Source organism: Gammaproteobacteria bacterium (assembly GCA_021648145.1).
GTDB lineage: Bacteria > Pseudomonadota > Gammaproteobacteria > JAADGQ01 > JAADGQ01 > S141-38.
Genome location: JAKITI010000021.1, coordinates 1 through 25,880, shown reverse-complemented (window position 1 = coordinate 25,880; position 25,880 = coordinate 1). Strand labels below are relative to the sequence as shown.

General features: G+C 45.2%; 26 protein-coding genes. 18 read left to right on the top strand and 8 right to left on the bottom strand.

Features of this window, described 5'->3' with window-relative positions:
• Positions 1–144 precede the first annotated feature (144 nt).
• The 11 genes from L3J70_11655 to L3J70_11605 all read left to right on the top strand — a co-directional run bounded on the left by L3J70_11655 (position 145) and on the right by L3J70_11605 (position 14,752).
• Positions 145–2,271 (top strand): universal stress protein, encoded by a 2,127-nt coding sequence (locus L3J70_11655; protein ID MCF6237006.1) that lies wholly within the window; start codon positions 145–147, stop codon positions 2,269–2,271.
• Between the two features lie 17 nt (positions 2,272–2,288).
• A complete protein-coding gene (locus tag L3J70_11650) occupies positions 2,289–4,331 on the top strand; it encodes a radical SAM protein (protein ID MCF6237005.1) in 2,043 nt (680 codons plus the stop codon).
• Complete coding sequence (gene hemG / locus L3J70_11645; protein ID MCF6237004.1) at positions 4,328–5,779, top strand: protoporphyrinogen oxidase; 1,452 nt, start codon at positions 4,328–4,330, stop codon at positions 5,777–5,779. Before L3J70_11650 ends, hemG begins: the two co-directional genes overlap by 4 nt.
• A 44-nt stretch (positions 5,780–5,823) precedes the next feature.
• Positions 5,824–6,129: a hypothetical protein gene (locus tag L3J70_11640; GenBank protein ID MCF6237003.1), complete on the top strand. Its 306-nt coding sequence runs from the start codon at positions 5,824–5,826 to the stop codon at positions 6,127–6,129.
• Positions 6,129–8,780 carry a PAS domain S-box protein gene (locus L3J70_11635; protein MCF6237002.1) on the top strand — a complete coding sequence of 884 codons (2,652 nt, stop codon included), beginning with the start codon at positions 6,129–6,131 and terminating at the stop codon, positions 8,778–8,780. The genes L3J70_11640 and L3J70_11635 overlap by 1 nt, the downstream gene beginning before the upstream one ends.
• Positions 8,728–10,182, top strand: coding sequence for a sigma-54 dependent transcriptional regulator (locus L3J70_11630; protein ID MCF6237001.1), 1,455 nt, complete (start codon positions 8,728–8,730; stop codon positions 10,180–10,182). Before L3J70_11635 ends, L3J70_11630 begins: the two co-directional genes overlap by 53 nt.
• A 115-nt stretch (positions 10,183–10,297) precedes the next feature.
• Entirely contained in the window at positions 10,298–10,543 is a 246-nt protein-coding gene (locus L3J70_11625; GenBank protein MCF6237000.1) for an AbrB/MazE/SpoVT family DNA-binding domain-containing protein, read from the top strand.
• Positions 10,540–10,917 carry a type II toxin-antitoxin system VapC family toxin gene (locus L3J70_11620; protein ID MCF6236999.1) on the top strand — a complete coding sequence of 126 codons (378 nt, stop codon included), beginning with the start codon at positions 10,540–10,542 and terminating at the stop codon, positions 10,915–10,917. The genes L3J70_11625 and L3J70_11620 overlap by 4 nt, the downstream gene beginning before the upstream one ends.
• 373 nt (positions 10,918–11,290) lie before the next feature.
• Positions 11,291–12,367 (top strand): putative porin, encoded by a 1,077-nt coding sequence (locus L3J70_11615; protein MCF6236998.1) that lies wholly within the window; start codon positions 11,291–11,293, stop codon positions 12,365–12,367.
• Between the two features lie 140 nt (positions 12,368–12,507).
• Entirely contained in the window at positions 12,508–13,761 is a 1,254-nt protein-coding gene (locus L3J70_11610; GenBank protein MCF6236997.1) for a molybdopterin molybdotransferase MoeA, read from the top strand.
• A gap of 22 nt (positions 13,762–13,783) precedes the next feature.
• Positions 13,784–14,752 (top strand): molybdopterin-binding protein, encoded by a 969-nt coding sequence (locus tag L3J70_11605; protein ID MCF6236996.1) that lies wholly within the window; start codon positions 13,784–13,786, stop codon positions 14,750–14,752.
• Between the two features lie 146 nt (positions 14,753–14,898).
• Here the strand turns inward: L3J70_11605 and L3J70_11600 are convergent, their stop codons facing one another.
• The 4 genes from L3J70_11600 to L3J70_11585 all read right to left on the bottom strand — a co-directional run bounded on the left by L3J70_11600 (position 14,899) and on the right by L3J70_11585 (position 16,328).
• The gene (locus L3J70_11600; protein ID MCF6236995.1) at positions 14,899–15,207 is read right to left on the bottom strand and encodes a type II toxin-antitoxin system RelE/ParE family toxin; all 309 of its coding nucleotides are present in this window, start codon (positions 15,205–15,207) and stop codon (positions 14,899–14,901) included.
• On the bottom strand, positions 15,200–15,460 hold the full coding sequence (locus L3J70_11595) for a type II toxin-antitoxin system ParD family antitoxin (GenBank protein MCF6236994.1): 261 nt from the start codon (positions 15,458–15,460) through the stop codon (positions 15,200–15,202). Before L3J70_11595 ends, L3J70_11600 begins: the two co-directional genes overlap by 8 nt.
• Positions 15,461–15,654: 194 nt before the next feature.
• Entirely contained in the window at positions 15,655–16,095 is a 441-nt protein-coding gene (locus L3J70_11590) for a type II toxin-antitoxin system VapC family toxin (protein MCF6236993.1), read from the bottom strand.
• Positions 16,092–16,328, bottom strand: a complete 237-nt coding sequence (locus L3J70_11585) for a hypothetical protein (GenBank protein ID MCF6236992.1) — start codon at positions 16,326–16,328, stop codon at positions 16,092–16,094. The genes L3J70_11590 and L3J70_11585 overlap by 4 nt, the downstream gene beginning before the upstream one ends.
• A 141-nt stretch (positions 16,329–16,469) precedes the next feature.
• Between L3J70_11585 and L3J70_11580 the strand changes: the two genes are divergently transcribed.
• Positions 16,470–17,411: a DUF3179 domain-containing protein gene (locus L3J70_11580; protein ID MCF6236991.1), complete on the top strand. Its 942-nt coding sequence runs from the start codon at positions 16,470–16,472 to the stop codon at positions 17,409–17,411.
• A gap of 1 nt (position 17,412) precedes the next feature.
• On the opposite strand, the gene L3J70_11575 is transcribed toward L3J70_11580, so the two are convergent.
• A complete protein-coding gene (locus L3J70_11575; protein ID MCF6236990.1) occupies positions 17,413–18,825 on the bottom strand; it encodes a hypothetical protein in 1,413 nt (470 codons plus the stop codon).
• 272 nt (positions 18,826–19,097) lie between these two features.
• Here L3J70_11575 and L3J70_11570 point away from each other — a divergent pair, with 272 nt between their 5' ends.
• Positions 19,098–19,538 carry a L,D-transpeptidase family protein gene (locus L3J70_11570; GenBank protein ID MCF6236989.1) on the top strand — a complete coding sequence of 147 codons (441 nt, stop codon included), beginning with the start codon at positions 19,098–19,100 and terminating at the stop codon, positions 19,536–19,538.
• A gap of 17 nt (positions 19,539–19,555) precedes the next feature.
• On the opposite strand, the gene L3J70_11565 is transcribed toward L3J70_11570, so the two are convergent.
• Positions 19,556–20,185 (bottom strand): hypothetical protein, encoded by a 630-nt coding sequence (locus L3J70_11565; GenBank protein ID MCF6236988.1) that lies wholly within the window; start codon positions 20,183–20,185, stop codon positions 19,556–19,558.
• A 4-nt stretch (positions 20,186–20,189) separates the two neighbouring features.
• On the bottom strand, positions 20,190–21,878 hold the full coding sequence (locus tag L3J70_11560) for a S8 family serine peptidase (protein ID MCF6236987.1): 1,689 nt from the start codon (positions 21,876–21,878) through the stop codon (positions 20,190–20,192).
• An 88-nt stretch (positions 21,879–21,966) separates the two neighbouring features.
• Between L3J70_11560 and L3J70_11555 the strand changes: the two genes are divergently transcribed.
• From L3J70_11555 to L3J70_11535, 5 genes are all read left to right on the top strand, one after another.
• Positions 21,967–22,377, top strand: a complete 411-nt coding sequence (locus L3J70_11555) for a VanZ family protein (protein MCF6236986.1) — start codon at positions 21,967–21,969, stop codon at positions 22,375–22,377.
• A gap of 101 nt (positions 22,378–22,478) precedes the next feature.
• Positions 22,479–22,748, top strand: a complete 270-nt coding sequence (gene ftsB, locus L3J70_11550) for a cell division protein FtsB (GenBank protein MCF6236985.1) — start codon at positions 22,479–22,481, stop codon at positions 22,746–22,748.
• Positions 22,749–22,836: 88 nt separating this feature from the next.
• The gene (gene ispD / locus L3J70_11545) at positions 22,837–23,490 is read left to right on the top strand and encodes a 2-C-methyl-D-erythritol 4-phosphate cytidylyltransferase (GenBank protein MCF6236984.1); all 654 of its coding nucleotides are present in this window, start codon (positions 22,837–22,839) and stop codon (positions 23,488–23,490) included.
• A 1-nt stretch (position 23,491) separates the two neighbouring features.
• Positions 23,492–23,974 (top strand): 2-C-methyl-D-erythritol 2,4-cyclodiphosphate synthase, encoded by a 483-nt coding sequence (gene ispF, locus L3J70_11540; protein ID MCF6236983.1) that lies wholly within the window; start codon positions 23,492–23,494, stop codon positions 23,972–23,974.
• Positions 23,974–24,996, top strand: coding sequence for a tRNA pseudouridine(13) synthase TruD (locus tag L3J70_11535; protein ID MCF6236982.1), 1,023 nt, complete (start codon positions 23,974–23,976; stop codon positions 24,994–24,996). Before ispF ends, L3J70_11535 begins: the two co-directional genes overlap by 1 nt.
• A gap of 471 nt (positions 24,997–25,467) precedes the next feature.
• Here the strand turns inward: L3J70_11535 and L3J70_11530 are convergent, their stop codons facing one another.
• Entirely contained in the window at positions 25,468–25,713 is a 246-nt protein-coding gene (locus tag L3J70_11530; protein ID MCF6236981.1) for a UPF0175 family protein, read from the bottom strand.
• Between the last annotated feature and the right edge of the window lie 167 nt (positions 25,714–25,880).

Here is a 25,880-nt window from a genome sequence, read left to right as displayed (position 1 = left end):
TGATGCATTAAAGAATCAATCAAAGGGGTCAGAGTAAGTTGATTCCCTGCTAACACGGTTTGTTTGTCTCTGGTTCCCACGCAGGAGCATGGAAACGAGAAAATCGAGTCTGACCCCTTTGATTAGTAGAGGATAATAATTTCTATGACAGCTCATGCGTTAGAAACAAAGCAGGAAGAGACTGCCCCACTACCAGGCTATAACTCCATTTTAGTGGCCGTAGATTCATCCGACCATAGCAATAAAGCCCGTCAGGAAGCACTCGAACTGGCGAGTTTCTTTAACAGTAAAATCACCGCCACTCACGTTTATGCCGCCAAACTTCACGACATTCGCTTCAAGCAGATGGAAGGTGGCCTGCCAGAAGAATTTCGCATGGAAGACGAACTGGAACGGCAACGCGATGTGCATGACGACCTCATCACACGCGGCCTATCCATCATTACCGACTCCTACCTTGATCAGGTAGAACGTGATTGTGCAGATGCAAATATCGAATTCAAACGCCGCCCTTTAGAAGGCAAAAACTACCGCGAACTGGTGCGTGAATGTAATAACAAAAAGAGTAGTTACGAATTGCTTGTTATGGGAGGAGCGGGTCTTGGGGCGGTTCATGGCAACCGCCTCGGAACTGTTTGTCAAAGAGTTGCGCGTCGCTCAGATATTGACACCCTTATTATCAAAGACCCAGAGCAATCCATCAACAAAGGCCCTATCGTTGTAGGAGTCGATGGATCGTCACGCAGTTATGGCGGCCTGCTTACTGCCCTGTCGCTGGCACGGCAATGGAATGTTGAAGTCAAAGTCGTCGCTGCTTTTGACCCTTACTATCACTACGTTGCATTCAATCGAATCGCTGGTGTGCTATCTGAAGAGGCGGGTAAAGTATTCAAGTTCAAGGAGCAAGAAAAACTGCACGAAGATATCATTGATTCCGGCCTCGCAAAGATTTACCAAGGTCATCTCAAAGTCGCTGAATCAATCGCCGCTGATCACGACATGAAGATTGAAACTGTATTGCTTGATGGCAAACCGCACGATGTCATCATGAAGTACCTGAAAAAGGTCAAACCATCACTGCTCATTCTAGGAAAAACAGGCGTGCATGCTGATGCTGAACTCGACATCGGCGGCAACAGCGAGTACCTGCTGCATGATGCCGAATGTGCCGTGCTGCTCAGTCAGCGTCAGCATCAGCCGGAAGTGGATCGTCTTGCATCAGTCACCACATCATGGAGCATTGAAGCTGAGCGTCGCATGGAGCGTGTTCCTTCCTTTGTGCGCCCCATGGCACGCATGGCCATCCTGCGTTATGCCCAGGAGAAAGGCCACACGATTATCACCGAACGTATCGTGGAAGAAGCTACTGCCGAATTGATGCCCGATCATGCAGAGCAAGCGATGGAAGAGATCGTTTGTGCACACGATGCGGGTGATTTGAAACGTCGAGCCACCAATAACGAAGTCATGCGTTGGGACGATGATGCCACAGCACTATTAAAAACAGTCGATGAACTGGCATTGCGCGGCAACCTCAGCATGCGAGCTGAAAAAAAGGCACGGTCACAAGGCAGAAACCGAGTCAAAAAAGCTGATATTGAACCCTTTATGAGCAAACTGCTATCTAGTGAACCCAGTGATAATTTAGAAATTACTTGGCAAGCTGCCGCTTTAGCACGATTAGCACGCGTTCCTGAAGGCTTTATGCGTAATACATCAAAAGATCGTATAGAGCAGTATGCCAAGCAAAATGATATTAACGAAATCACACTTACAGTCGCAGAGCAAGGGCTCAAACAAGCTCGAAAGGCGATGAATTCAATGGAATCAGGCTCGATTGATTCTGATGACCGCTCTGCACGCGCCCGCACCGCCCCTTCAAATATCACTTGGAGCGCCGCCGCTGAAGCACGTATGAGTAAAGTGCCTGTCGGTTTTATGCGTGATCTCACACGTCAACGAATTGAAGCATTTGCGACCCGCCATAAAATCGATGGCATCACCCCACAGCTTATTGATGAAAAATATGCCGAGTGGAATGCAGGCTCAGCCAAGCAACAGATGAAAATGCAGTGGGATGAACACGCCGCACAGCGCATCGAAAAAATCCCTGACTTTGTACGCGGCATGGTAATCAAAGAGACTGAGCAGTGTGCGGCGCAGAATGGCATAACGACCGTCACGGAAGAGATTCTTGACAAAGCCACTGCTCACTGGAAAGAAAAAGGTATTTTCCACTCGGAATCTGATCCAAAGATGTATAAAAAATAAGGTAGGAAAATTAGATTATGGAGAGCAGTACCGACACAAATGATCTTTTTCTACTTGCAATCAATTTAACACGGCGTTGTAACCTCGCCTGTGATCACTGTTACCTTGATGCGCATGCGCTCAAACATGGTAGTGCGGATGAATTAACCACCGATGAGGTCAAAGGGCTTCTGGATGAGGTCGCAACACATTCAGAGCAAACAATGGTGGTACTCACCGGCGGCGAACCATTATTGCGGCGCGATCTGACCGAACTCGTACAGCACGGATCAACCGCTGGACTCGCTATTGTTGTAGGCACCAATGGCGTGATGTTGAATGAAAAACGAGCCCTTGAGCTGCAAACCGCAGGTGTGATGGGCGTGGGAATCAGCGTCGATTCTCTTGATCCAGAGCAGCACGATGCATTTCGCGGCCGCCCCGGAGCATGGGAAAAAACACTGGCCGGAATGGATGCCTGCCGCAAAATAGACCTCGCTTTTCAAGTTCACTTCTCCGTCACCGAAGCCAACGCTCACGAAATTGAAGAGATGATCCAGTTCGCTCGCAGCACTGGAGCCAAGGTACTGAATATCTTTTTCCTGATCTGCACCGGTCGTGGCGAATCAATGTCAGATATTACTGCCCAGACCTACGAACAGGTTCTCAAACAACTGGTAGAAGCTCAAAACAGAGTCAGCGACTTAATTATCCGAGCACGCTGTGCGCCCCATTTTAAACGAATCGCCTATCAAATTGACCCTGAATCACTCCTGACAAAGGCGCAAGGTTACGAAGGCGGCGGTTGTCCTGCGGGCACGCACTATTGTCGTGTCACTCCTGAAGGTGGCATCACAGCCTGCCCTTACATTCCAGATGAAGAGGCCAATATTCGCACCACACCTTTTTGGGAAACATGGCAACACAGCCCTGGCTTTCAGCAACTTCGCAATCCACAACTCAAGGGAAAGTGTGGTGAGTGTGAATATCAGAAACTCTGTGGTGGCTGCCGTGCCAGGCCGCTAGCACTGGGCGGTGACATCATGGACAGCGATAACTGGTGTCGCTATCAACCCCAAGGTGGAGCCACTATTCTGCCATTAGTTGAAAAAGAAGAAGAGGATGTCACCTGGACGGACGAAGCGGCTCAACGATTAACGCGAGTTCCCGGTTTTTTGCGAAAAATGGTCAAAAAAAGAGCCGAAAGTTATGTGAGAGAACGTGGTGAAACGGAAGTCACAGGCGAGCATCTTTCAACACTTTCAGCGCAACGTTTTAATGGCAAAGGCCCAAAACGCCCTAGCACATCCAAAGCGGTTGGCAACGACGCTCCACTTTCATGGACTGAAGAAGCAAAACAACGAATGAATGATATTCCCACTTTTTTACGCTCAGGCGTAGAGCAGGTGGCCGAAGATGTTGCTCGCGCTGAAGGGCGGCTTGAAGTCAACGTCAAGCTTTTGAATCGGCTGGAAGCAGAAGATGAAGCGGGTCGCACACTCGATTGGAGCAGCGATGCAGAGCAACACCTTGCCTCTTTTCTTGCCGACAAACGACGCGAAGTGCAACTGTTTGTCACACCTGCTATGGAAGGTGCGGCAGAGCAACACGCAAGAAAACGGCGTGTCACTACGGTAGAATTTCAGGACGTAGAAGCTGCAATAAAGCCGATTACGGGTGGAGTCACCTGGAGCGATGAAGCGCAAAAACGTCTCAGCCAAGCACCCGACTTCATTCGTGCTGGCATCAAAAAAGCCGCTGAATTCAACGCCAGGCGTGAAGATTTAAGCTGTATCAGCTCTAGCGATCTGACTCGTTTTCGTAACCGCGCCATGATGCGTGCCGTCAAGCGCATGAAAGGGTTTGGTCTAAAAGAGCTGAACTTCGATGCTTATGCCATCGCTCGTAAAAAAGTTCCACGTCTGAAAAACAATAGCGAAGCAGACAAGCGTTTTGCCACCATCCGTAATTTTGTAGAAGAACGTGAAAATCCTGGTGAATTATTGGGGCAATCACTGATCGACCAGATGAAAGCAGAACTCAAAGCGGGCAAAAAAGTGAAGCAAGAGGTGAAAAAATGAATGATGTTGATCTCCTTGTAATTGGCGGCGGAATATCGGGTCTCACCACAGCCTGGTGGGCTGTAAGAGCTGGAATGTCCGTTGAAGTATGGGAGGCATCGGAACGTGCTGGAGGAAAGATTCGCAGTGAACGACAAGATGGCTATCTCACCGAGCAAAGTGCATCACTTTTGCTTAACTTTAGACCTGAAGTCTCAGAGCTGGTACGTCGATTAGATCTTGAAAAAGAGAAGAGCTATCGCTCAGCAGAATCAGAAGCACACCGTTATCTGCTCAATAACGGCCAGCTCACACCCATGCCGATGAAACTCGGCAGCATGATCAGCTCCCCACTCTGGAGCCTCAAAGGAAAATTACGACTGCTGGCAGAACCCTTTATGCCAGCCAGCAAACATGAAGATGAAACCGTCAGCCAATTTATCACCCGCAGGTTAGGCCTGGAGATGCTGGAAAAAGCGATGGAGCCTTTTATCGCCGGCACTTTAGCAGCCGATGCCCAATATGCCAGCGCCGCTGCGACCCTGCCCAGATTAACGGGGCTGGAACAGCGTTATGGCAGCATTACTGCGGGTGTGCTCATCAACAAACTGCTACGCCGCCGCACTGCCTGCACCACCGAAACTTTCTCTTTTAACGGTGGTATGGAAACATTAGTACAGACATTGGCCGCCACGCCTGGAATCAATTTACGTACAGGTTACCGAATGGTGGAACTGATACCCAACGGAAAATCAGGCTGGTCTATCATTGCCAATACAGCGCTGGGCACAGAGACGCGCCGAGCACGGCAAGTGGTACTAAGCACCCCAGCACCCGTCGCCGCAAACGCTGTCGCACCACTCAACAACGAGCTGGCAGAGCTGCTGGAAGGAATTAATTACGCACCTCTGGCAGTTCTCCATATGGGATTTGATCGTTCACAAATTGGCCATGCGTTGGATGCCACTGGTTTTCTGGTGCCAAAAACTGAAAGACTTCCCTTTAATGGCAACCTGTGGATGAGCGCCCTTTTTCCCAACCGTGCTCCTGTTGGCAAGGCACTTCTCACGACCTATCTAGGCGGAGCACGACAACCCGAAGCATTTGAATGGTCAAAACAACAGATGACGGAGCAAGTGATAAAAGCACTGCGACCACTGCTGAACCTGCAAGGTGAGCCAGAGATGGTATCAGTTCACCGCCACCAACAAGCGTTGCCGCTTTATCATGGCGCTTATCAGGCTCGATTATCCGCAATAGAAAAACAGCTAAAAAAACTCCCAGGCCTTCATCTGGAAGCAAATTATCGAGGCGGCGTATCAATACGTGATCGCATTGCCAGAGGAGAGCAGTTGGTGAAAAAGATGGTAGAATTACGGGAACAGAAGAAAACTCGGCACAACTCAACTCCTCATGGACAACGGCAACGAGTCACAGCCAATAACATACAAAAAGCATTAAATCCGTAGGACCCACAGGATGTATGTCTGCTAATATCTTCCAGGGGAAATTCGTGGCAGAAAACAAATTTTTTCCATTACGCATCGTCGCCATCGTATTACTGGTGATGTTAATCATTTCTTTCTGGGTAAGCTGGTATACCGAAGAGGTCTCGCTGAGCCGCTACTGCGCTGAACCACAACAGACATTAGATCATCTGCAAGATGTGTTACAAAACCCAAGACCTGCGGGTGATGGTTCAAGATTCAAGCACCTCGTCGCAGCCAAATTAATATATATTATTCCGCGCCACTCCGAAGAAAGCGTTGCTGACTACCTGACGCGTGTGCAAATACGGCTCACGAGGCACTGCAGATAATGCCCGTCACACTCACACCCAATGAGTATCGAAAACCAGTTATCAAGCGATTTTTTCTTATTTTTTTACCGCTTTGTCTATTAGTCAGTTTCACCGCCTTCACCCACTATCAGACTCGCCTTAAATTTGAGCTGATACAATTAACGGCACATGAAACACTCAATGTCGATCGTGCACGTGAGGTGATCAACAATGATCTTTACAGTGTCATCTCTGACCTGACATTTTTGGCAAAGCTCAATGAGTTGGAGACACTGCTCAACGAACCTGAGAATAACCAGGCACGTCATGCTCTCGCTCGGGAATTTTTTCACTTCAGCGAAAAAAAGAGACTTTACGCTCAAATCCGAGTCGTCGATTTAAGTGGACAGGAGATCGTGCGTATTAACTATGCACGAGGTGTTCCACAGATCGTACCGGATGAAAAATTACAGAACAAGAGTGACCGCTATTACATCAAAGAGGCTGCTGCACTGGAGCAAGGTGAAATTTACATATCGCCTTTCGACCTCAATGTGGAGGAGGATGAAATTGAGCAACCCTATAGCCCGATGATCCGCTTTGCAACACCGCTCTTTGATGATGCAGGAAACAAGCGAGCCGTTCTATTATTCAATTTTCTTGGCGAACGTTTGATTCGTAATTTCAGGCGCGCAACAAGAGATATTGAAGGTGATGTCAGCCTGGTCAATGCCGATGGATTTTGGCTCAACAGTCAATACCCTGAGAAAGACTGGGGCTTTATATTTGGCCGTGGACGCTCTTTTGCTCAAGAACAGCCCGTGGCGTGGAAAAAAATTCTCAGCAGTAGCAACGGTCGAATCAATACCTCTTCGGGTCTTTATACCTACACAACAATTTATATTATTGCACCCGACACTCACCAAAACATGAATGGCTCCAATCCATATATCACCACTCTGAAATATAATCTGCCCAATAATCAGCCCCGTTTCTGGAAAATCATCTCTCACCTCCCCACCGCCAAACTACAGGATATTTCCCAGAAAATTATCGGGACTCTTACACTGCCATATGCAGCTTCCATACTCTTTTTTCTACTCGGTTCACTGATTTTGGCATGGATCAGTATCAAGCATCGAATCAAACGCGAACAAGCAGCGTTCAATCACCGTTTTCGAAAAACTCTGGAAAATATCGAACTGGCTGCAATTACTTTGAATAATCAGGGGAAAATTGTTTACTGTAACCAATACTTTTTGAAAATCACGGGATACGATACAGACTCCGTATTAGGCCGTGACTGGTTTCATCACTTTTTACCTTTAGAAGATCAGGCTCGGGCACGCCGCCTCTTCAATGAATTGATCTCCGGCAAAGCACACCTATCGACTCCCACCACTCGCATTGTCTGTAAAAACAGTCAAGTACGGCTTATTTCGTGGAACAATACGCTCTCTTACCAACCCGCTGGAAAAATTATAGCGCTCACGGCCATCGGCCAAGACATCACCCAGCAACATAAAGCCGAAGAGCAATTACGCAAACTATCTCAGGCTGTAGAGCAGAGCCCCAACCCAGTTATGATATCTAACAAAATGGGAACCATCGAATATATCAATCACAAATTTACCGAGTTGACTGGTTATTCTGTTGATGAAGCGATTGGAAAACATACCAGTATTCTAAAATCAGGCGAAACTCGCCCTGAAGAGTATAAAAAATTATGGGAAACCATCTCCGCAGGCAAAGAGTGGCATGGCATTTTTCACAACCGAAAAAAAAATGGCGAACTTTTCTGGGAAAAAGCGACGATCTCCCCCATCCGTAATGCTCAAGGCGAGATCACTCACTATCTAGGCATAAAAGAGGACATCACCGAACGTCGCTGGCTAACAGATAAAGTCGCCACCCAAAACCAGGAACTACTTCAGGCGCAAACGCTGGCCGCCATGGGACGCATGGCCACCATGATTGCCCACGACCTGCGTAACCCACTCTCCTCCATAAAAATGTCACTCAAAATTCTGGGTAAGCGAGCCGAGACAGGAGGCAACAAAGAAGCCAGTGAACTTAAACAAATTGCACTGGATCAGATACTCTATATGGAAGAAATTTTGGCAGATATGTTGACGTTTTCACGGCCGGACGACCTCAAACTGGAGTGGCTAAACATAAATAAAGTGCTGGATCAGGCCATCGCTATCAATGAACGCTCTGTACGTGATCATGGAGCCAATATCCATACCGAATACCAACCCCAGCTTCCTACACTGCACGGTGACCCGATCAAGCTTCAGCAAGCCTTCAGTAACCTGATCACTAACGCATTGGAATCCACTGACGGATTGCCTCATAAACCCAATATTTTGATCCGTGCAAAATTGCAAGTCATCGACTCATTGCCTAAAGTCCAAATAGATATTGAAGATAACGGAAGAGGCATGACACCTGAACAAGTCGAGCAGCTATTTGAGCCTTTTTTTACTACCCGTGCCAAAGGTACTGGCCTGGGGCTGACGATTGTCAAGAGAATATTGGAGCAACACCACGCCACCATTACTTTGACCGCAACGGAAAGTGGTGGTACCTGTGCCACTGTTACCCTGCCAGTGGCACCTATACGAGAACAAAATAATGATAGAAAATTATCCGACAACCTCCCCTACCGCGATGCCGCAACCTCGTAACCGTAACAAAATACTCATCGTTGATGATGATGTGGCTGGCTGCCGTACACTGCAACTTCATTTAAGCAGCGAAGGTTACGATGTTGCTGTGGCACACAATGTGGATGAAGGGCTGGCAGCCACCGCCAAACATCAACCTCATCTGGTCATTCTGGATATTCGTATGCCGGGCAGGTCAGGCATTGAAGGCTTACCTGAATTTAAAAGTGCCATCCCTGGCATTCATGTCATTATGATTACCGCTTTTCAGGATATGGACAGCACCATTCAGGCCATGCAAAGCGGAGCGGATGACTATATTCATAAACCGATTGATATTGATGAGCTGGATGATGTCATCGGCCGCCTTCTATCATCAAGCAATAAAAACGTCCTGGCCGCCCACAAGCAGGAAGAGAGCAACACTGCGAAAAATAACCCGATGGTGGGTCGTAGCCGAGCAATGAAAGAAGTATTTAAAACGATCGGGCTGGTGGCCAACAATCCGGTCACGGTACTGATTACAGGTGAAAGTGGCACAGGAAAAGAGCTGGTAGCACGTGCCATTCACCGTGTGGGTTATAACTCTACAGGGTCATTTGTCGCAATCAACTGCGCCGCACTGGTCGAAACTTTGCTTGAGTCCGAGATGTTCGGTCATGAAAAAGGCTCCTTTACTGGTGCAGTCTGCAAGCAACAAGGAAAGTTTGCTCTGGCCAATAACGGTTCTATTTTTCTCGATGAATTAAGCGAACTCTCCCTGACCATGCAAGCCAAACTTTTACGTGTACTGCAAGAGAAAGAGTTCACCCCCGTCGGCGGAAAAACGACGGAAAAAACGAACGCTCGTGTCATCGCCGCCACCAATGCTGACCTAGAAAAACGTGTACAAGAGGGTCGTTTTCGGGAGGATCTTTTCTATCGTCTGCATGTGGTTACGATCCAGCTACCACCACTGAGAGAACGGCAACAGGATATCACTGAACTGGTTCAAGTCCTTCTGGCGCGCATTAACAAACAGATGCACCGCAACGTCACTCAGGTCTCTATGGATGTGATCGACAACATGCAGAAGTATAGCTGGCCGGGGAATGTTCGGGAGTTAGAGAATGTATTGGCAAAAGCGGTGGCGCTCTGCCCCGGAAATACAATCACCTGTGATCTTGTCAATGAGATCAGTAATAGCGACTCTTTACCCCAAAGCATCGACCACCATCGAGATATTAGCCACTCATTGTGTGAAATGTCATTGGAGGAGGTTGAAAAAATACACGTCATTCGTGTGCTCGAAGCGACTCGTTGGCACAAAGGGCGAACCTGTGAAATATTAGGGGTTTCCCGACCTCGCTTACGACGTATGATCAAACATTTTGAAATTGCTCAACCTGCTGACATACCTGATGATGAAGAGGATGCCGTCTAATTAAATCATTACACTTTTTTCCACAGTGAGTTTTATACCTCAATACTTGCCATATATAAAGTATGGTAAAATATATTTATGTCGCATTCACCCTAATGGTAACCAGGTATTTATCATGCAAGAATTAAACATATCTCTCGGTCAAAATGGTCGTATTGTTATCCCTGCAAGTATCCGCAAATCCCTTGGTTTAAAACAAGGACAACGTTTGCGATTACATCTGGATAATCAAAAAATTGTTCTCGAAAAAACAGATGATGTAATACAAAAATTACAACACCGTTTCGGCTTCATTAAACAAAGCCTTTCCAAAGAACTCATACAAGAACGTCGGCAAGAAGCAATGAAGGAAGACTCTTGATTTTAGATGCTTCTGCTTTATTAGCACTCATACAAAATGAACCTGGAGCAGAGCGTGTACAGTTAGAATTGCACCATTGCTCCATCAGTGCCGTAAATTGGTCAGAGGTTGTACAAAAACTAATCAGATATGACCCCGATGCCGCAAATATGCGACCAGCACTAGAAGAGGTTGGCCTGAAAATCACCCCCTTCTCATCAGAGCAGGCTGAATTATGTGCATCATTATGGCTTCCCTGTAAAAATCTAGGGCTTTCACTTGCCGATAGAATCTGCTTACAGCTGGGCATGAGCACAGGAAAGACCATACTGACCGCAGACACAGCTTGGGATAAACTTGATATATTAGAAATAAGCATCGAGCAAATTCGATAGAAAAATATTTAAAATAAAAAATTAAACATCTCGTTCAAACCAGCGCCCTCCCCTGAACAAAGCATTCTACTTTATTATCCACCCACGATTGCTCTTCTTTAGTGTTGTAAAAAAGAAACAAACACTGCCCGTCTATACCAATAACTATTTTTTATGTTTCAACACGTTACAGCCACCAATAAAACAGGATAAAACATTCTTCATCTATTGTAATAAAACAACAAGCATGTGGCACAATTTATGCCTATAAACATTATGACGTTGTTTTTTACCCACTCTTTTACTCTAGGGGTCATAGCTCAAATAGAGGCTAAGGGTTTATTAACAGCCGTTTTTTACGAGATATTTCATTTTATGATTGATGGGGAACAAGATGATGATTGACAAGAAAAATTTTAAACGTGCGACCACTGGAATCGCTTGTGCGGCAATAACAGTCTCTGCATTGGGTATAAGCAGCGTGGCCAATGCCGCCGTTAATGTAAACGATGACGGCACAGTCAAACTATTCGGCGATGTGCGCTTACGTATGGAGTCAGACAAACAGACAAAACAGGATAATACGGATCGAAAAAGAGACCGTACTCGTTATCGTGCACGAATTGGAGCCAGTTATCAGGCGAATGACGCATGGTCAGGTAAAATTCGTCTGGCCACTGGCTCAGCACTTCCTTCACCACATGTAACCTGGGGCACAGTAGGTGATACCTCTGCAGACATGAATATGGGCGTTGATATCGCCTACATCGCTTTTACAGGCGTTGAAAATCTCACCGTCATCGCGGGTAAAACTCCACTTAATTTTTGGCAACAAACTGAAGTATTCTGGGATACCGATATCACCGCAGAAGCATTTGCAGCAGTATACCAAGCTGGGCCAGTGACTTTGAATGGAGCCTATGCAATGTTGGTGGATGGTGGCTGGGATACAGGAAATGACGACATCACCGCCGTCATCGCCCAAGCGGTATACAATACTGAATGGGACGGTTTGAAATTCACTGGCGCTTTAGGTGGTGCCAAAGTGGATGATCCTGATAATGTCCTGAATCTTAATTCTGATACCCATACATCCTTGAGTGCTCAATTAAAGGGTGCAAACTGGAGAGTCGGTGCTGAATATATCGCTGGTAATGCTGATGAAGAAAAAACAGCGTATGTCATACATACTCGATACAAAATCAATGATATATTTGGTGTGCGTGCTTATTACTATAGTGTAGAAGCCAATGCGACACTGGGCGACGGCCTGTTCACTCAGGATAATTTCCCTTCTGCACAAAATTCAGCGGATAACTTTGAAGGCTACCGATTACAACTCGACATGAAAGTTGCAAAAAATACCGGTATTGATCTGCGTTACTATGCCACTGATATCATCAAAGAGGGCATTGATGATCAAGCTAAAAGCCATGACCGCCTCCAGCTCAATGTTAACGTGAAGTTCTGATATAATTTCCTGATACTCCGCCTCTGGTTCCCACGCTCCTGCGTGGAAACCCATACCTTACTGTATGCGAGCACGTAATGCATGCCCACGCAGAAGCATGGGAACGAAAAAAGCAAAATTACTCAACCTGTGGATTGAAGATGCCTGTTCAAACAAACAAAGTCACTAACATACCTGTCGATGAAGCTATAAAAATATGTTTAGAGCATACTGGTCTCATCAACAGCGAACGTCTTCCGTTAACAGCCGCACTGGGGCGCGTACTGGCTCATGACATCTGCTCTCAGCGTGAACATCCACCATGGGATAATTCTGCGATGGATGGCTTTGCCGTACGCTGGGATGATATCTGTGACGCAACCCCTGAAACCCCCGCAATGCTTCAAATTATTGGCGAAGTACGTGCAGGAGAGTTATCAACCCAGAAAGTAGGCATTAACGAAGCCATTCAGATCATGACCGGAGCCCCTGTACCCAGTGGTGCTGATACAGTCGTTCGCATTGAAGATACCGAGCTTGATGGTAGTTTAGTTAAGATTCTTCGCCCTAATAACAAAGGCGGAAATATTCGTAGACGTGGCGAAGATGTCTCGCTGTACCATAAAGTCATCGAAGCAGGAACACGTTGCAGACCCGGTGAAATAGGTATGTTAGCCACCGCTGGCGTGGTCTGGAGTCAATTTTATCAACAACCAAAAATAAGTGTGCTCACCACTGGCAACGAACTGGTGGAGCCTGGAGAAGATCTTGGCCCCGAAAAAATCGTCAATAGCAACGCTTACTCCATTGCAGCCCAGATCAGTGAAAGTGGCGGCCTACCCATATTTATCGAAAATGCACGCGATACTAAAGAAAATCTGGAGCAAAAAATGCGTCAAGCACTTGATGCTGATATTGCCTTGGTCATAGGCGGGGTCTCTGTGGGTAAATATGATTTTGTTAAAGATGTATTGGCTGAAATTGGCTGTGAAATGAAGTTTTGGCGCGTCAAAATGCGTCCTGGCCATCCGGTGGCTTTCGGTGTTCTGCCAGCTCTCGATTCTGGCGGCAAGCAAAAGCTGTTGTTTGGTCTGCCTGGTAATCCTGTCGCTTGCATGGTTGCCTTCTACCAGTTTGTTCTCCCCGTCATGCGCAAGATTATGGGAATGCAACAACTTTTTCTAACTGAAGTCGATGCGACTCTTGATGAAGATATCAGCATCCACTCTGGCCGCCGTCATTTTGCACGAGCGGTCACCACTTATGACGAAGGTCGTTACCGGGTTCGTCTGACAGGTGCTCAGGGAAGTGGCATACTGACTTCAATGGTTCAAGCCAACAGCTTTTTGGTTTTACCCGAAAATCAGGGTGAATATAAAGCAGGTGAAACAGTAAAGGTACAGTTATTTCCGTAATCTAAAAATCTGGAGAATAACAATGGCAACAATCAAATATCTCTGCGTAAATCCAAAAAAAGGTGGTGTAAAGCACCCCGTAAGCGCCCTTGTTTTTAAAGAAAATGAAGGTATTCTGAATGATGCCCATGCCAAAGAGCAGCACCGACAGGTCAGCCTTCTTACCGAAGAGGATATTCGGGCGTTAGGAAAACCAGCTCTTAAACCGGGCGCATTTTCTGAAAATATCACTCTCGAAGGAATCAACTCTGCCGATCTTGGTATGGGCAGCCGCTTACAATTAGGTGAAGAGGTGATTCTGTCGATCTCACAAGTGGGTAAAACACTTCACCCGACAGATAATGTTGTTCGTATGAGTGATGACCACATCATGGCTCGTGTCGGTCTGTTTGCCCGTGTAGAACGTGGTGGCACTGTGAATACTGGAGATCATGTAAAGCTTCTGGATGTCGTGCCCCGAAGCCAGATTCAAGCGGTTGTTTTAACCATTAGTGATCGCTGCTCACGTGGCGAAGCAGTGGATACTGCTGGGCCCGCCACCTGTGAACGACTGGAACAGGGAATCGGCGCACAAATCTGTCACACCGAGATTATTCCTGACGAACAACAGCTCATATCCGAACGTCTCAAACACTATTGTGACAAACACTCTATCGACCTGATTGTCACCGCCGGTGGCACCGGCTTTTCGCCCAGAGATGTCACCCCTGAAGCGACACGAGCGGTAGTCGATCGCCTCACTCCCGGCTTTGATGAAGCGATGCGTTACGCATCAATGGCCAAAACGCCCCACGCCATGCTCTCACGCTGCGCATCGGGCATGAGAGGTTCGACCTTGATTATCAATCTGCCTGGATCGAAAAGAGCAGCCGTAGAAAATATTGATGCCATATTAGTCGCTCTGAAACATGGTCTGCTTAAACTGCGTGGCGATCCAAGTGATTGTGATGCTTCCAGAAGCGAGCATAAACATCACAAATCAGCCATTTAGGAACGAGACTTATGCCACGAATATATTCGCTGGTGGTCATCGTTTTAAACCATTGCACCACCCTATGTAGGGGCGAACCTGTGTGTTCGCCCGTGTTTTGGGAATCATTCAAACTGAATATTGTATTTCACTTTGACCCCGATTTTTTATTGAAGCTGATTCCTGAAGTCCATCCTTCCATGCAGCAGGGCAACAATGAATATTTTGTTTTCGTCCACGCGGTATATGATGCTATGTTCACCAACCTGATGAGACCTGTACCGTTCAGGAATATCGAGGCGGGAGTGGCCATACAGTGCAGGGTTTCCAGCAATATTTTCAATGCTTGATTTTATCATTGTTGAATATTTCAAAACCTGATTTTCGCCGTATCGTTTGAGCGTATAGCGCTGAATGGCTTTGAAATCCTTTTGTGCCCGCTCCGAAAGCTGAACGGCATATTTTCTTTTAGCCATTTTCGCGTAAAACTTCGTCTGTCAGTTGGTCAATCAATCCGGGACTGTACGATTTAACACGTCCAGCTTTAATATCGGCTTCGCCTTCGGCCAGGGTCGCGTTGATCGTCGCTATGCGCTTTGAACATGTATCATTGTTCATGTGCAGGCGAAGCGCATCCTTGACCACTTCGGCATAAGTGCTATATAGACCGGTATGAATCAGACCTTTCACATACGCTTCATATGGATCGCCCAAATCAATATTTGGCATGTCACGCCCTCCAATAATCAGAAAATAAATGTAATCTAAGCATTTATTGTATCAATCCTGTGTGAAAAAAACATTGGTGTTACCATGACGGCGGATGGCGCAAGCTTATCCATCCTTAGGCTGCTTAAACTGCGAGGTTATCCAAGCGATTGCGATACCTCCAGAAGCAAGCATCAACATCACAAAACTACCAGTCAATAGCCTTGAGAATCGAGAATATTCTCCACCCAAAGCAAATGGCTTCCCCATTCAGCAGAGCCTTTCATGGCAAGGTAGAGTTTTTTGTCCGCCGTAATCATTTTGCCATTTAAGTGCTTTGCCAATACAAGGTATAAACAATCATAAACACTACGATAGGTTTCATGAGCGACCTGCCCAGCTTCAATCAACAAATCCTGCCAAGGGTAAACATGAACTGGCACCGTTAAAAGAAGCTCTTGAATCATACTGGCTTCGCTCATTTGCAACTCTTTGCGGCGAACCTTCTTGCTCAGAATACTCGTACATTCCAATTGAAAAAAATCAGGGGCATGCAGGCTGGATTCAGAATAGCTTTTTAGCAGTGCAGCTTTCTCCCAATGCACTTCAGGAATAAACCATTTCATGACCACACTGGCATCAAGCACATAATTCATCTATCACGCTCTTCACGTACAAGCAGGCTACTATCAGAAAAGGTTTTATTGGATTGCACAAGTTGCTCACGGATCGTTTGTGCACCTTTCCAAAAACTTGACGATTGTATTTTGGCTGCATTTTCCAATATTAAAGCAACTTCTGCTTGTAATGAACGATGATTAGCTATCGCCCTGCGTTTCAGGTTTTTGACAGTTTCTTCATCTAGATTGCGAACGAGTAATTGAGACATGAACTTAACCCTACTGATTGATAGCAAAACGATAGCATTAAAACCCAATAAATGCTACCTGGATCCTGCAAGTGTAATGGCCTATTATGCTAATTTTTCAAGGCTGGTTCTTCAGCCTGGAAACTGCACGGCTATATTTTCATGAAACACTCAATAAAAAGCTTACTTCTGATTTGCCTATTTATAAGCACCGCTGCCCAGGCTGATAGATACAATGGTTTTGATGTACGCGGCAGCCTGATTCCTGCTGATGAAATTTATCAGGGTGGGCCACCGCGAGATGGTATCCCCGCATTAGATAAACCAAAGTTTATCAAGGCCAATAAAGTCGATTTTCTAAAACATAATGATCGAGTATTGGGGATAAAACGCAACGGTAAGTTTAAGGCTTATCCTATTTCTATTTTGAACTGGCATGAGATTGTCAATGATCAGATCGGGCACGAAAAAGTAGTCATCACCTATTGTCCGCTGTGTGGCACTGGTGTTGGGTTTAAAGCTAAAGCCGGTCAGCGGCTGCTGACTTTTGGTGTCTCTGGTCTACTCTATAATAGTGACGTATTACTTTATGATCGTGAGACTGAATCTCTCTGGTCACAAATTGCAAGCAAGGCGATCGCAGGCTCCATGAAGGGAACACCGCTTACGTTGATTCCACTGGAGCACACCACTTGGGGCAGTTGGAAACAACGTTATCCCGACAGCCTCGTGCTCTCCACTGATACGGGTCACTCTCGAGATTACTCACGCGACCCTTATGCTGGCTATGAAGATAGTGAAGGTATTTATTTTCCTGTGGCACATCGTGACCCCAGATATCACCCGAAAGAACGGGTGCTAGGCATTGAGGTCAACGGTAAGTTTAAAGCCTATCCTTTTTCCGAACTGAGCCAGACCAATGGCTCTGTAAAAGAGATATTTAATGGCAAAACACTCAAGATTGATTACGATACTGCCAATCAAAGCGCCCGTATTTTTGATAAAGATGGCAAGGAGCTTCCAGGCATTACCAGCTACTGGTTTGCCTGGTATGCATTCCACCCTGAAACATCCCTGTTTAAAGCATCTGATGTCAAGAAATAATCTATGGGCAAGCGGCATCCACTAATGCGAAATCACCTTTACCTCCTGAGGTAAAGCACTGAGCGGCTGTGTACATTACAGAGCCGGTAAAATCACCTGTGCCTTCCACTGAAACTGAACCGCTGTTAACCTTCATAACATCATCCAAAGGTTTAAGTTCCGTATTTTCAACAATATCAACATTCAAGCTGCTGTTGGTTGTTGCTAAATCCGCAAAAATACCAAATACATCATTAACGTCAAGCACCATTGAAAAAGGACTGTCAAATAAAATAGTATCTGTCAATCCATTCACTGAAAAACCAAAGGTACTCAATGCCAGGCTGAGATCAAGTTGATCATCATTTTCAGTTAACGCACTTGGATCAAGCACATTAAAGGTAAACGGGCCACTACCTATCCCAACATTGGTGAACACCATTTTATCACCCCCTGTTTCAAGCTCAGCTTTCAAAGTAAGCCCCTTAAGGTCAAATCTAGCTTGCTGAATGATTCCACCGTCATCATTATCACCAAGAGGGACAAGAGCTTGAACTGCAACCAAACCCACCTCTATAGATGCCGTCTCATTGGAGCCATTAATGGTAACCTCAAACACTTTGGGTGTAGCGCCGAGATGAACATTAATCTCTTTGTTTTCAGTTTGATCCACAACGTTAATAGCATCCTCAATCGATAATGTTACTCGGCCATAATTAGTTCCTAGTACCGTAAAAGTCAGCCTTGTTACACCTTCAAAAGTAGCAGGAGAAACCATATTATTGGAGTCACCTTCTTCTTCAGCGACGTCTTCATAAATCAATTTCAACTGCGCTAGATCAGTCTCAAAATAAGCACTGTTTGGAGCATATCCAATCACCATCATTGAAAAGCCATCATATTTGATTACCAGAGTTCCTTCATTATCGGAAATGATGGTTAACATCAATGTGATATGACTGAACATATCGATACATTCAGCCATCGTACCGCTCATATTATCGCCATCAATTAATGCAGATAAATCACTGCCCCACTCATCTGCACATAAAGTATTTTCATCAGGGTCATAAGTAATGGTATCGCCATCGCGTACGCCATTGCTCAATAATTTATTTAAAATAGAGTCGATCTTGCTCTCAATTTCATTCGTCAACAGAAGGGCATCGTTATTCATAGCACGAAACGATATAGATCGGCTTTGCGTACCCACACGGCCTCCATTGATAGCCGTCTGAATCGCTGTTGAGTTATTTGCCAATTCACCTGCGCCTCCAAGGTTGGCATTAATACTTCTTGTGATCCCTTCTGTGGCCGCTGACTTGGCCTGCGCATCTGTAACAGAAGAGACATCATTATCATCACCTCCACACCCCACCAATAAAAGCAATGGTAAAAAAACAACCATCATTCGTTTTTGTATTTTGATATTCATCACCATAACCTCACAAAAAATTACGTTGTCCTGTATATAAGCACGTATTATAGCGCCCTCTTCCCCCATGAAAAATGAGAAACTTTTATAACCCTAACAGAGTACAGAAAAAATTTATTTGCAAGGCTTCAAAATATGATATGAAGCCACACATTTTTTCAAGTGACTACAAATATAAAAAATGCTAAATTACGGTCATTTTTACAAGCCATTAAAGCAGGTCGTTTCCCATCAAATATTCAATACTGATATTTAGCTTAATCTTTTCAAGTATGAGTGCAGCTTCAAGCAAAGTTGACTATGTGCTCGTCAACAAATCAGAAAAAAAAATGTACCTCCTCTATGAGGGGGAGCAAGTGAAAAAATACAACGTTGTTTTTGGCGGTAACCCGATAGGTCATAAACAGCAAGAAGGAGATCAGCGAACTCCGGAAGGAAAATATATTCTCGATTATAAAAAGTCAGACAGTGCATTTTACAAGTCAATTCATATTTCATATCCCAATGAAGATGACAAAAAAAGAGCTCAAGCGAAGGGGGTTGATCCTGGCAATCTAATCATGATTCATGGCCAGAAAAATGGTCAGGGTTCATTGTCATGGTTGGCTCAACAGTTTAACTGGACAGATGGTTGTATCGCAGTCACTGATGCTGAAATGGATGAGATATGGGAGTTAGTACAAGCAGGCACACCGATTGAAATACTGCCATAAACAGGCTTCCTGTAAATTCAACGCTTAAATATCTCTTTCCACCAATCGGGCATGGCATAGCGCACTTCGCTCGCTTTATTCAGTTCATTTGCTAATAGCAAAGAAGCCAAGCCACTCTCACTCTTCACTAAAAAGACCCCTTGTTTTTCTATGACGGGTTTCAATATTTTCAGCCCTTTTGCTTCAAACCATTGATCGGCTTTCTGTAAATTCCAACCTTCAGAGAAAGCAACAATAATATTCCCGGGCAACGCCATTCGTGGAGAGTGAGTGACTGTGGTTGTATGAAACACTTCGGAAAAGTTCGCTGCATGCTCTTGTTGTTGAACCGATCGCAATTTGAGACCCGCTGAGGTTTCGACCTCTTTTTTCGGAACTTGCCAGATACGCAAATTACCCTGCTCTTTCAATAGCCTCATTCCAGCAGTTAAAGAGCGACGATTCACTCTCAAATTTTGTTGTCGATCATTACTTAAAAATTCAGCGATTTCATTAGGATTGAGCCAAACTGAATGATACCTCTCACCATCAAACCATGTATAACTTTCATCTAACTGAGGTTCTGGTTGTTGACCAACTGGCATTCCGGCCTGGCAACCAAACAGGGCAACCATCAGCAGCACTCCCACCGTATATTGCTTTAACATTGAATCACTCTCCTGTGGGTCGCCCATAAATTTTCAACTTCCATGATTTAATTTTTCCTTGAATACCCGTTTTGTTATCAACAACGGAGAGTTGCCACTCACCTTGTGAGCGTTCTTCAAGGTGCCGAGCCACTCCAAAACTCCATTGATCAAAAGCGGATTGGCATTGCACTGCCACGCCACATTCATTTTGACAGTCATGCGTTTCAGCAAGCGTGCTCCGAGTCCCCATGGGAGATGTTAAAGTAATTGTTAAATCACCTATATCAGCATGTTCAATATCTACAATCACATCAACATACTCGACAATATGATTTTCACTCACGGTAATAGTATCAATCACTGGGCTCTTGTCATCGTCTGGAATCAATTGGTTTAACTCAGAGGGCACTGTTTCAAAAATTTCTTCATCCTCTAAAATACTCCACCCTTCCGCCATTAAAACAGCCGCTGCCGCATCCACGGCACCAAACCCGTATTTATGGTTAATGTTGTAAGGATAATCACCACTTGATATTTTCCAGTCAGAGTCTGCTTGATCATTTTTGACGGCCGAACGTGCCAATATCATCCGTATATCACGCCACCCAAGGTCAGGATTTTTTTCCAGTATCAGAGCAATCACACCAGAAACAATAGGCGCAGATGCTGAGGTTCCCCCAAAACGATAGGTGTAATTTTTATCACTAGAGTCGCGACTATCTGATGAAGGGTTCAGCCCTTCATTGCCTGATAAATCTGTTGTTGTAATACCGATGCCTGCATCACCCAATGAAGGTGCACAAACCCATAAATTTGCACCTTTTTCAGAGTAAGTCGCTTTTTTTCCAAAATTTCCGACAGAGCAAATGGCCAGTACATAACGATTATTGACGTAACCATCATAATTGGAGTTATCAACGTTGCGCTCCCCTCCGTTTCCTGCTGCAAAAACGTAGCTGATACCTTTGCCATTTCGTGCCTTCACGCCACTCTTTATTGCATTGCGCCATGACGCATGTGATGCTACTAATTCACCTGTATCATCAGCTGCAAAACTCCAACTATTATTTGACACTGCAACGATATCTTTGTTGTTTAACATGGCATGAGCTGAGTTTAAAAAAGTAGATTGTTGCAGCAGGTTATACCCCACCAGTGAAGCGCGCGGAGCAACGCCTCGCCCACCGACACTATTATAATCACGTGCTGCGACAATACCGGCAACGGCAGTACCATGATAATCGCCCGACCCTGGCAATGGCGTTGGATCACTCTCTGCTCGCTCTTCAGAAGAGAGGTAATTAAGGCTCTTTCCAAGTGCAATATTGTCCACAAGATCTTCATGATTGATCTCCAGACCATCATCAACCACAGCAACAACAACGCCCTGCCCTCTGATTCCCTGCGCCCAAACAGACGTCACATTGATATCACCACCCACGAAACTATTTGACTGATCAAGATGCCATTGATTTTTATAGAGTGGATCACCCTGACTGGCTCGTGGTGTTATATTTATGATTTCAGACATCGTAGTACTTTTTCGCGACTCATTTAATGCTTCGCAATGATTCGTATTACCAAGATTGTCAGAAGGCTCTTCATTATCATCTCCACCACAAGTGGCAAGAGAAATAATAAAAAATAGGGTAACAATTAAACGTCGACCCTTGTTTTTTATATCCCGTTTTTGCCAGTGTGAGTCGTTCATTTATTAAGCAATCCATTATCTGTTAGAATAGCCGCCAGATTCACTGGCAACCTCAATTTCACTTCCACTGTTTTCAGGTCAAAAATTAATGCTACCGATACTTAACCATCAATTTTATCGTCTGCTCACCATCACTTTGATGGCTTTTATTTTTTATCTGTCATCTCTACCCTATATCGACGTAGCACCGAGCTTTTCCAATAGCGATAAAGTCATGCACATACTCGCTTATGGTTTACTTGGAGGGCTGTTTGCACTCTCTCTAGAACCATGGAAAGGCACTCTGAGCTGGAAACAGGTCGGGCTTGTCACACTTTTCACTATTGCTTACGGCATATCGGATGAGTTTCATCAATATTTTATTCCGGGCAGGGATGCCAGTGTGCTAGATATTATTGCTGATGGCACTGGTGGGTTTATTGCTGGGTTTACACTGCGTAAAGCGGGTCACAAGATTTTTAAAAAACCACTAAAAAACCATAACGATTTAAAATTTTAAATAACTGAAACTTCGCAAAAATCCACACTGGCGGTTCTAAATGATATACTTCATATGCTTGCACCATTATCATAACCGAGCCTTTATGGCGCCTTAATACCATGAAACTTTTTATTCTTTGTCTATTGTTATTAACTGTTTTTCTGCAAACCAAGCTGTGGTTTGGCAAAGATGGATTGCAAGATGTCAAAAAAATGCAGCAAACAATATCGAAACAAATAGAAGAAAATAAACGGCTCCACGAAGAAAACCAACGTCTATCCGCTGAAGTTCAGGGGTTAAAAAAAGGTGAAGATGCCATTGAAGAACGTGCCCGCAGTGAGCTTGGCATGATTAAAAAAGGCGAAATTTTTTATCAAATAATCGACTAAATTTAAAACATTGACTACAAAATTGACCTCAAAAAATAACGCCCCACTCTATTGGGTCGTTATTCCCGCTGCAGGAAGCGGCAAACGCATGGGAAAATCCATTCCCAAGCAATACCTGAAACTCGCTGATAAAACAGTTATTGAACACACGCTGCAATGCCTAGAAAGCCACCCTGCGATTCATGGCATTGTGGTTGCGACCTCAAAGGGCGACCCTCACTGGAATCGCCTTCGTACACTGAATCGTCATAAATTATTGCTAGAAGCCGAAGGGGGCAAAGAGCGCTGTGACTCCGTGCTTAATGCTTTGGAAAGGCTTGCAGCTTATGCTAGTCCTGAAGATTGGGTTTTGGTTCATGACGCGGCTCGCCCCTGCCTGCGCCACGAAGATATTGATCGACTGATTGATAAACTGTCCGACCATCCCGTGGGTGGGTTGCTGGGAATTCCTGTTGCAGATACCGTCAAACGTGTTGACTGTAATACCAATATTACTGAAACCATTGATCGCAGCGGTCTATGGCGAGCTCTGACTCCTCAAATGTTTCGCCTGAATGATTTGACACGCGCCTTGCGACTGGCCGTCTCACAAAATCAACCCATCACTGACGAAGCTTCAGCAATTGAGTGGCTGGGTCTCACGCCCTTATTAGTTGAAGGTCATGCGGATAATATTAAAATTACACACCCGCAAGATCTCATCCTGGCAGAGCTTTATTTAAAACAACAAAAGGAAACATAACGTGAGAATTGGTCATGGTTATGATGTGCATCGCTTTGCCAATGAATCAGATCAGCATTGTGATTTAATTATTGGTGGCGTAAAAATTGCTCATCCGTGGGGGCTTATTGCTCATTCTGATGGTGATGTATTGATTCATGCCGTGTGTGATGCCCTGCTGGGCGCAGCAGGGCTTGGCGATATAGGCAAACACTTTCCCGATACCAGCGATCAATTTGAGAATATCGACAGTCGGATATTATTGCGTAACGTTGCTGCACTCATTCATGATAAAAAATTCACCATTTCCAATATTGATGTCACCGTCATTGCACAAGCCCCCAAACTTGCACCACACATATCAACCATGATCGCTAATATTGCCTCTGACCTTAAAATCGAAAGTAGCCGTGTAAACGTCAAAGCAACAACCACTGAAAACCTTGGGTTTACAGGCCGAAAAGAGGGAATATCTACCCATGCTGTCGTTTTACTGGAGGAGTGATGGAGAGCCAGGCACATATTGATTCTTTGGCTTACAGCCAAGGCGCTCCCGAAGCCCGTGCCACTATTCGCAGCCAGACTGAAGATTTTCAGGTCGAAGAACTGCCCAGTTTTGAACCCGACCATGAAGGTGATCATGCTTGGCTTGTCATCAAAAAACGTCACACCAATACCGATTGGCTTGCTCGTCAACTAGCAGAGCACGCGAATGTTAAGCTTCTTGATATTGGCTATGCAGGCATTAAAGATCGACATGCTGTCACCACCCAAAGTTTTACCGTCAACATTTCAGGCAAACAAGAGCCCGATTGGTTAGAGCTGAATAGTGATGAAGTTACGATACTTGAAGTCACACGTCACCGTAGAAAATTAAAACGTGGTTCTCTGATTGGTAATCGCTTCCAACTCATTTTGCGCCATTTTAAAGGATGCAAAGAAGCTACTGAATCACGCTTGCAGACCATCACTGAACATGGCGTACCCAACTATTTTGGCAGCCAGCGCTTTGGCTTTAATAACCTGCAACATGCACACGACCTATTAGTGGATAAAGTTCAGGTTAAAGAACGACACAAACGCAGTTTATACATATCATCTGCACGCTCGTTCCTCTTCAACACCGTACTTTCTGAACGTGTCAAACAAGGTTTATGGAATCGTTGCATGGCTGGTGATCGACTGATTGATCCAGAAACAGAGCAACTCCTGATTACAGGAGCCGCTAACAGCAATCTGGATGTCTATCTTGAGTCTATGAAAACCCACCCCACAGCCCCACTTTGGGGGCGTGGCCTGTTACAAACAACAGGGCAAGCACTTCAGTTTGAAGAAGAAATATTATCAAAATACAGCGACTGGCTGACAGGGCTAGAGCATGTCGGGCTCCAGCAACAACGCCGAGCCACACGCCTGCAAGCAAAAAATCTACAATGGCACTGGCTAGATCACTCCACACTTCAATTACAGTTTAGCCTGACTTCTGGAAGCTATGCCACCAGCGTTTTGAGAGAAGTTATTCTTTGAATAGAGATCGGATATCTGGTTGTCACAATCAACCCTTGCAAGCCCACTCTACGTGAAGCCCCCAAAGAGACCACTATAAAAAGAGCCTCGGCATGAGCTAAAAAACATCTTCAGCGCACCGTTTCACAAATGCGTAGTAGCTTTGGCAGGGCGTTTCACGCACCAAAATATTTCAATATGAACACCCATATTTGTTTTATAAAAGGCGTTCGTGCCACTTTTGACAATCCGCTGGATTCACCTTGTTAGGGCAATTTACCTTCGTTGCCTGCTTTGAGTTTCGCCAGACCTATGTAAAGCCAACTGATACAGTTCTTCACTCATTCTGAACCCAGTGTTGTGCAATTTACTCCAAGTATGGCTTTACAGATTGAATGTGCCTTTTCTCTTTTGCTTCAATGAGAACTCCAATCATCCCAATAATATTTTGTCCCAACTTTTTCGCAACCGTTCTTCCTGCAACCTCGTCGATTATGAGGGCATCTGACTGTCGTTATTTTTAATGTCATCGACAAGGTCATCTACATCATAATTTATCGTAGAACCTTTATCGGAAACGAGCGAATGAAAATCAAACTCTGTCTTACCGATCAGCTTTCCCGCTAGAGATCCATGAACACCTTTATATTTGTAGAGTGCTATTGCTAGGAGCTCTAACGCTTCTTCCTCTTCAACATCAATTTTTTCCATGATTGAATCATCTAGTTCTATCTTCATTTTTCCTCCTATTGCTCTAAATCCTAAATATGTGCTGCCCGTCGTGGTAGAACGGCCAGTTACCTGACCGCCCCCACACAGATCCGGACGTGCGGAATTACCGCATCCGGCTCTTCAATTATATCGTTGCTCGTGTAAAGCACCAACCCTCTATGGGTTGGTGCTTT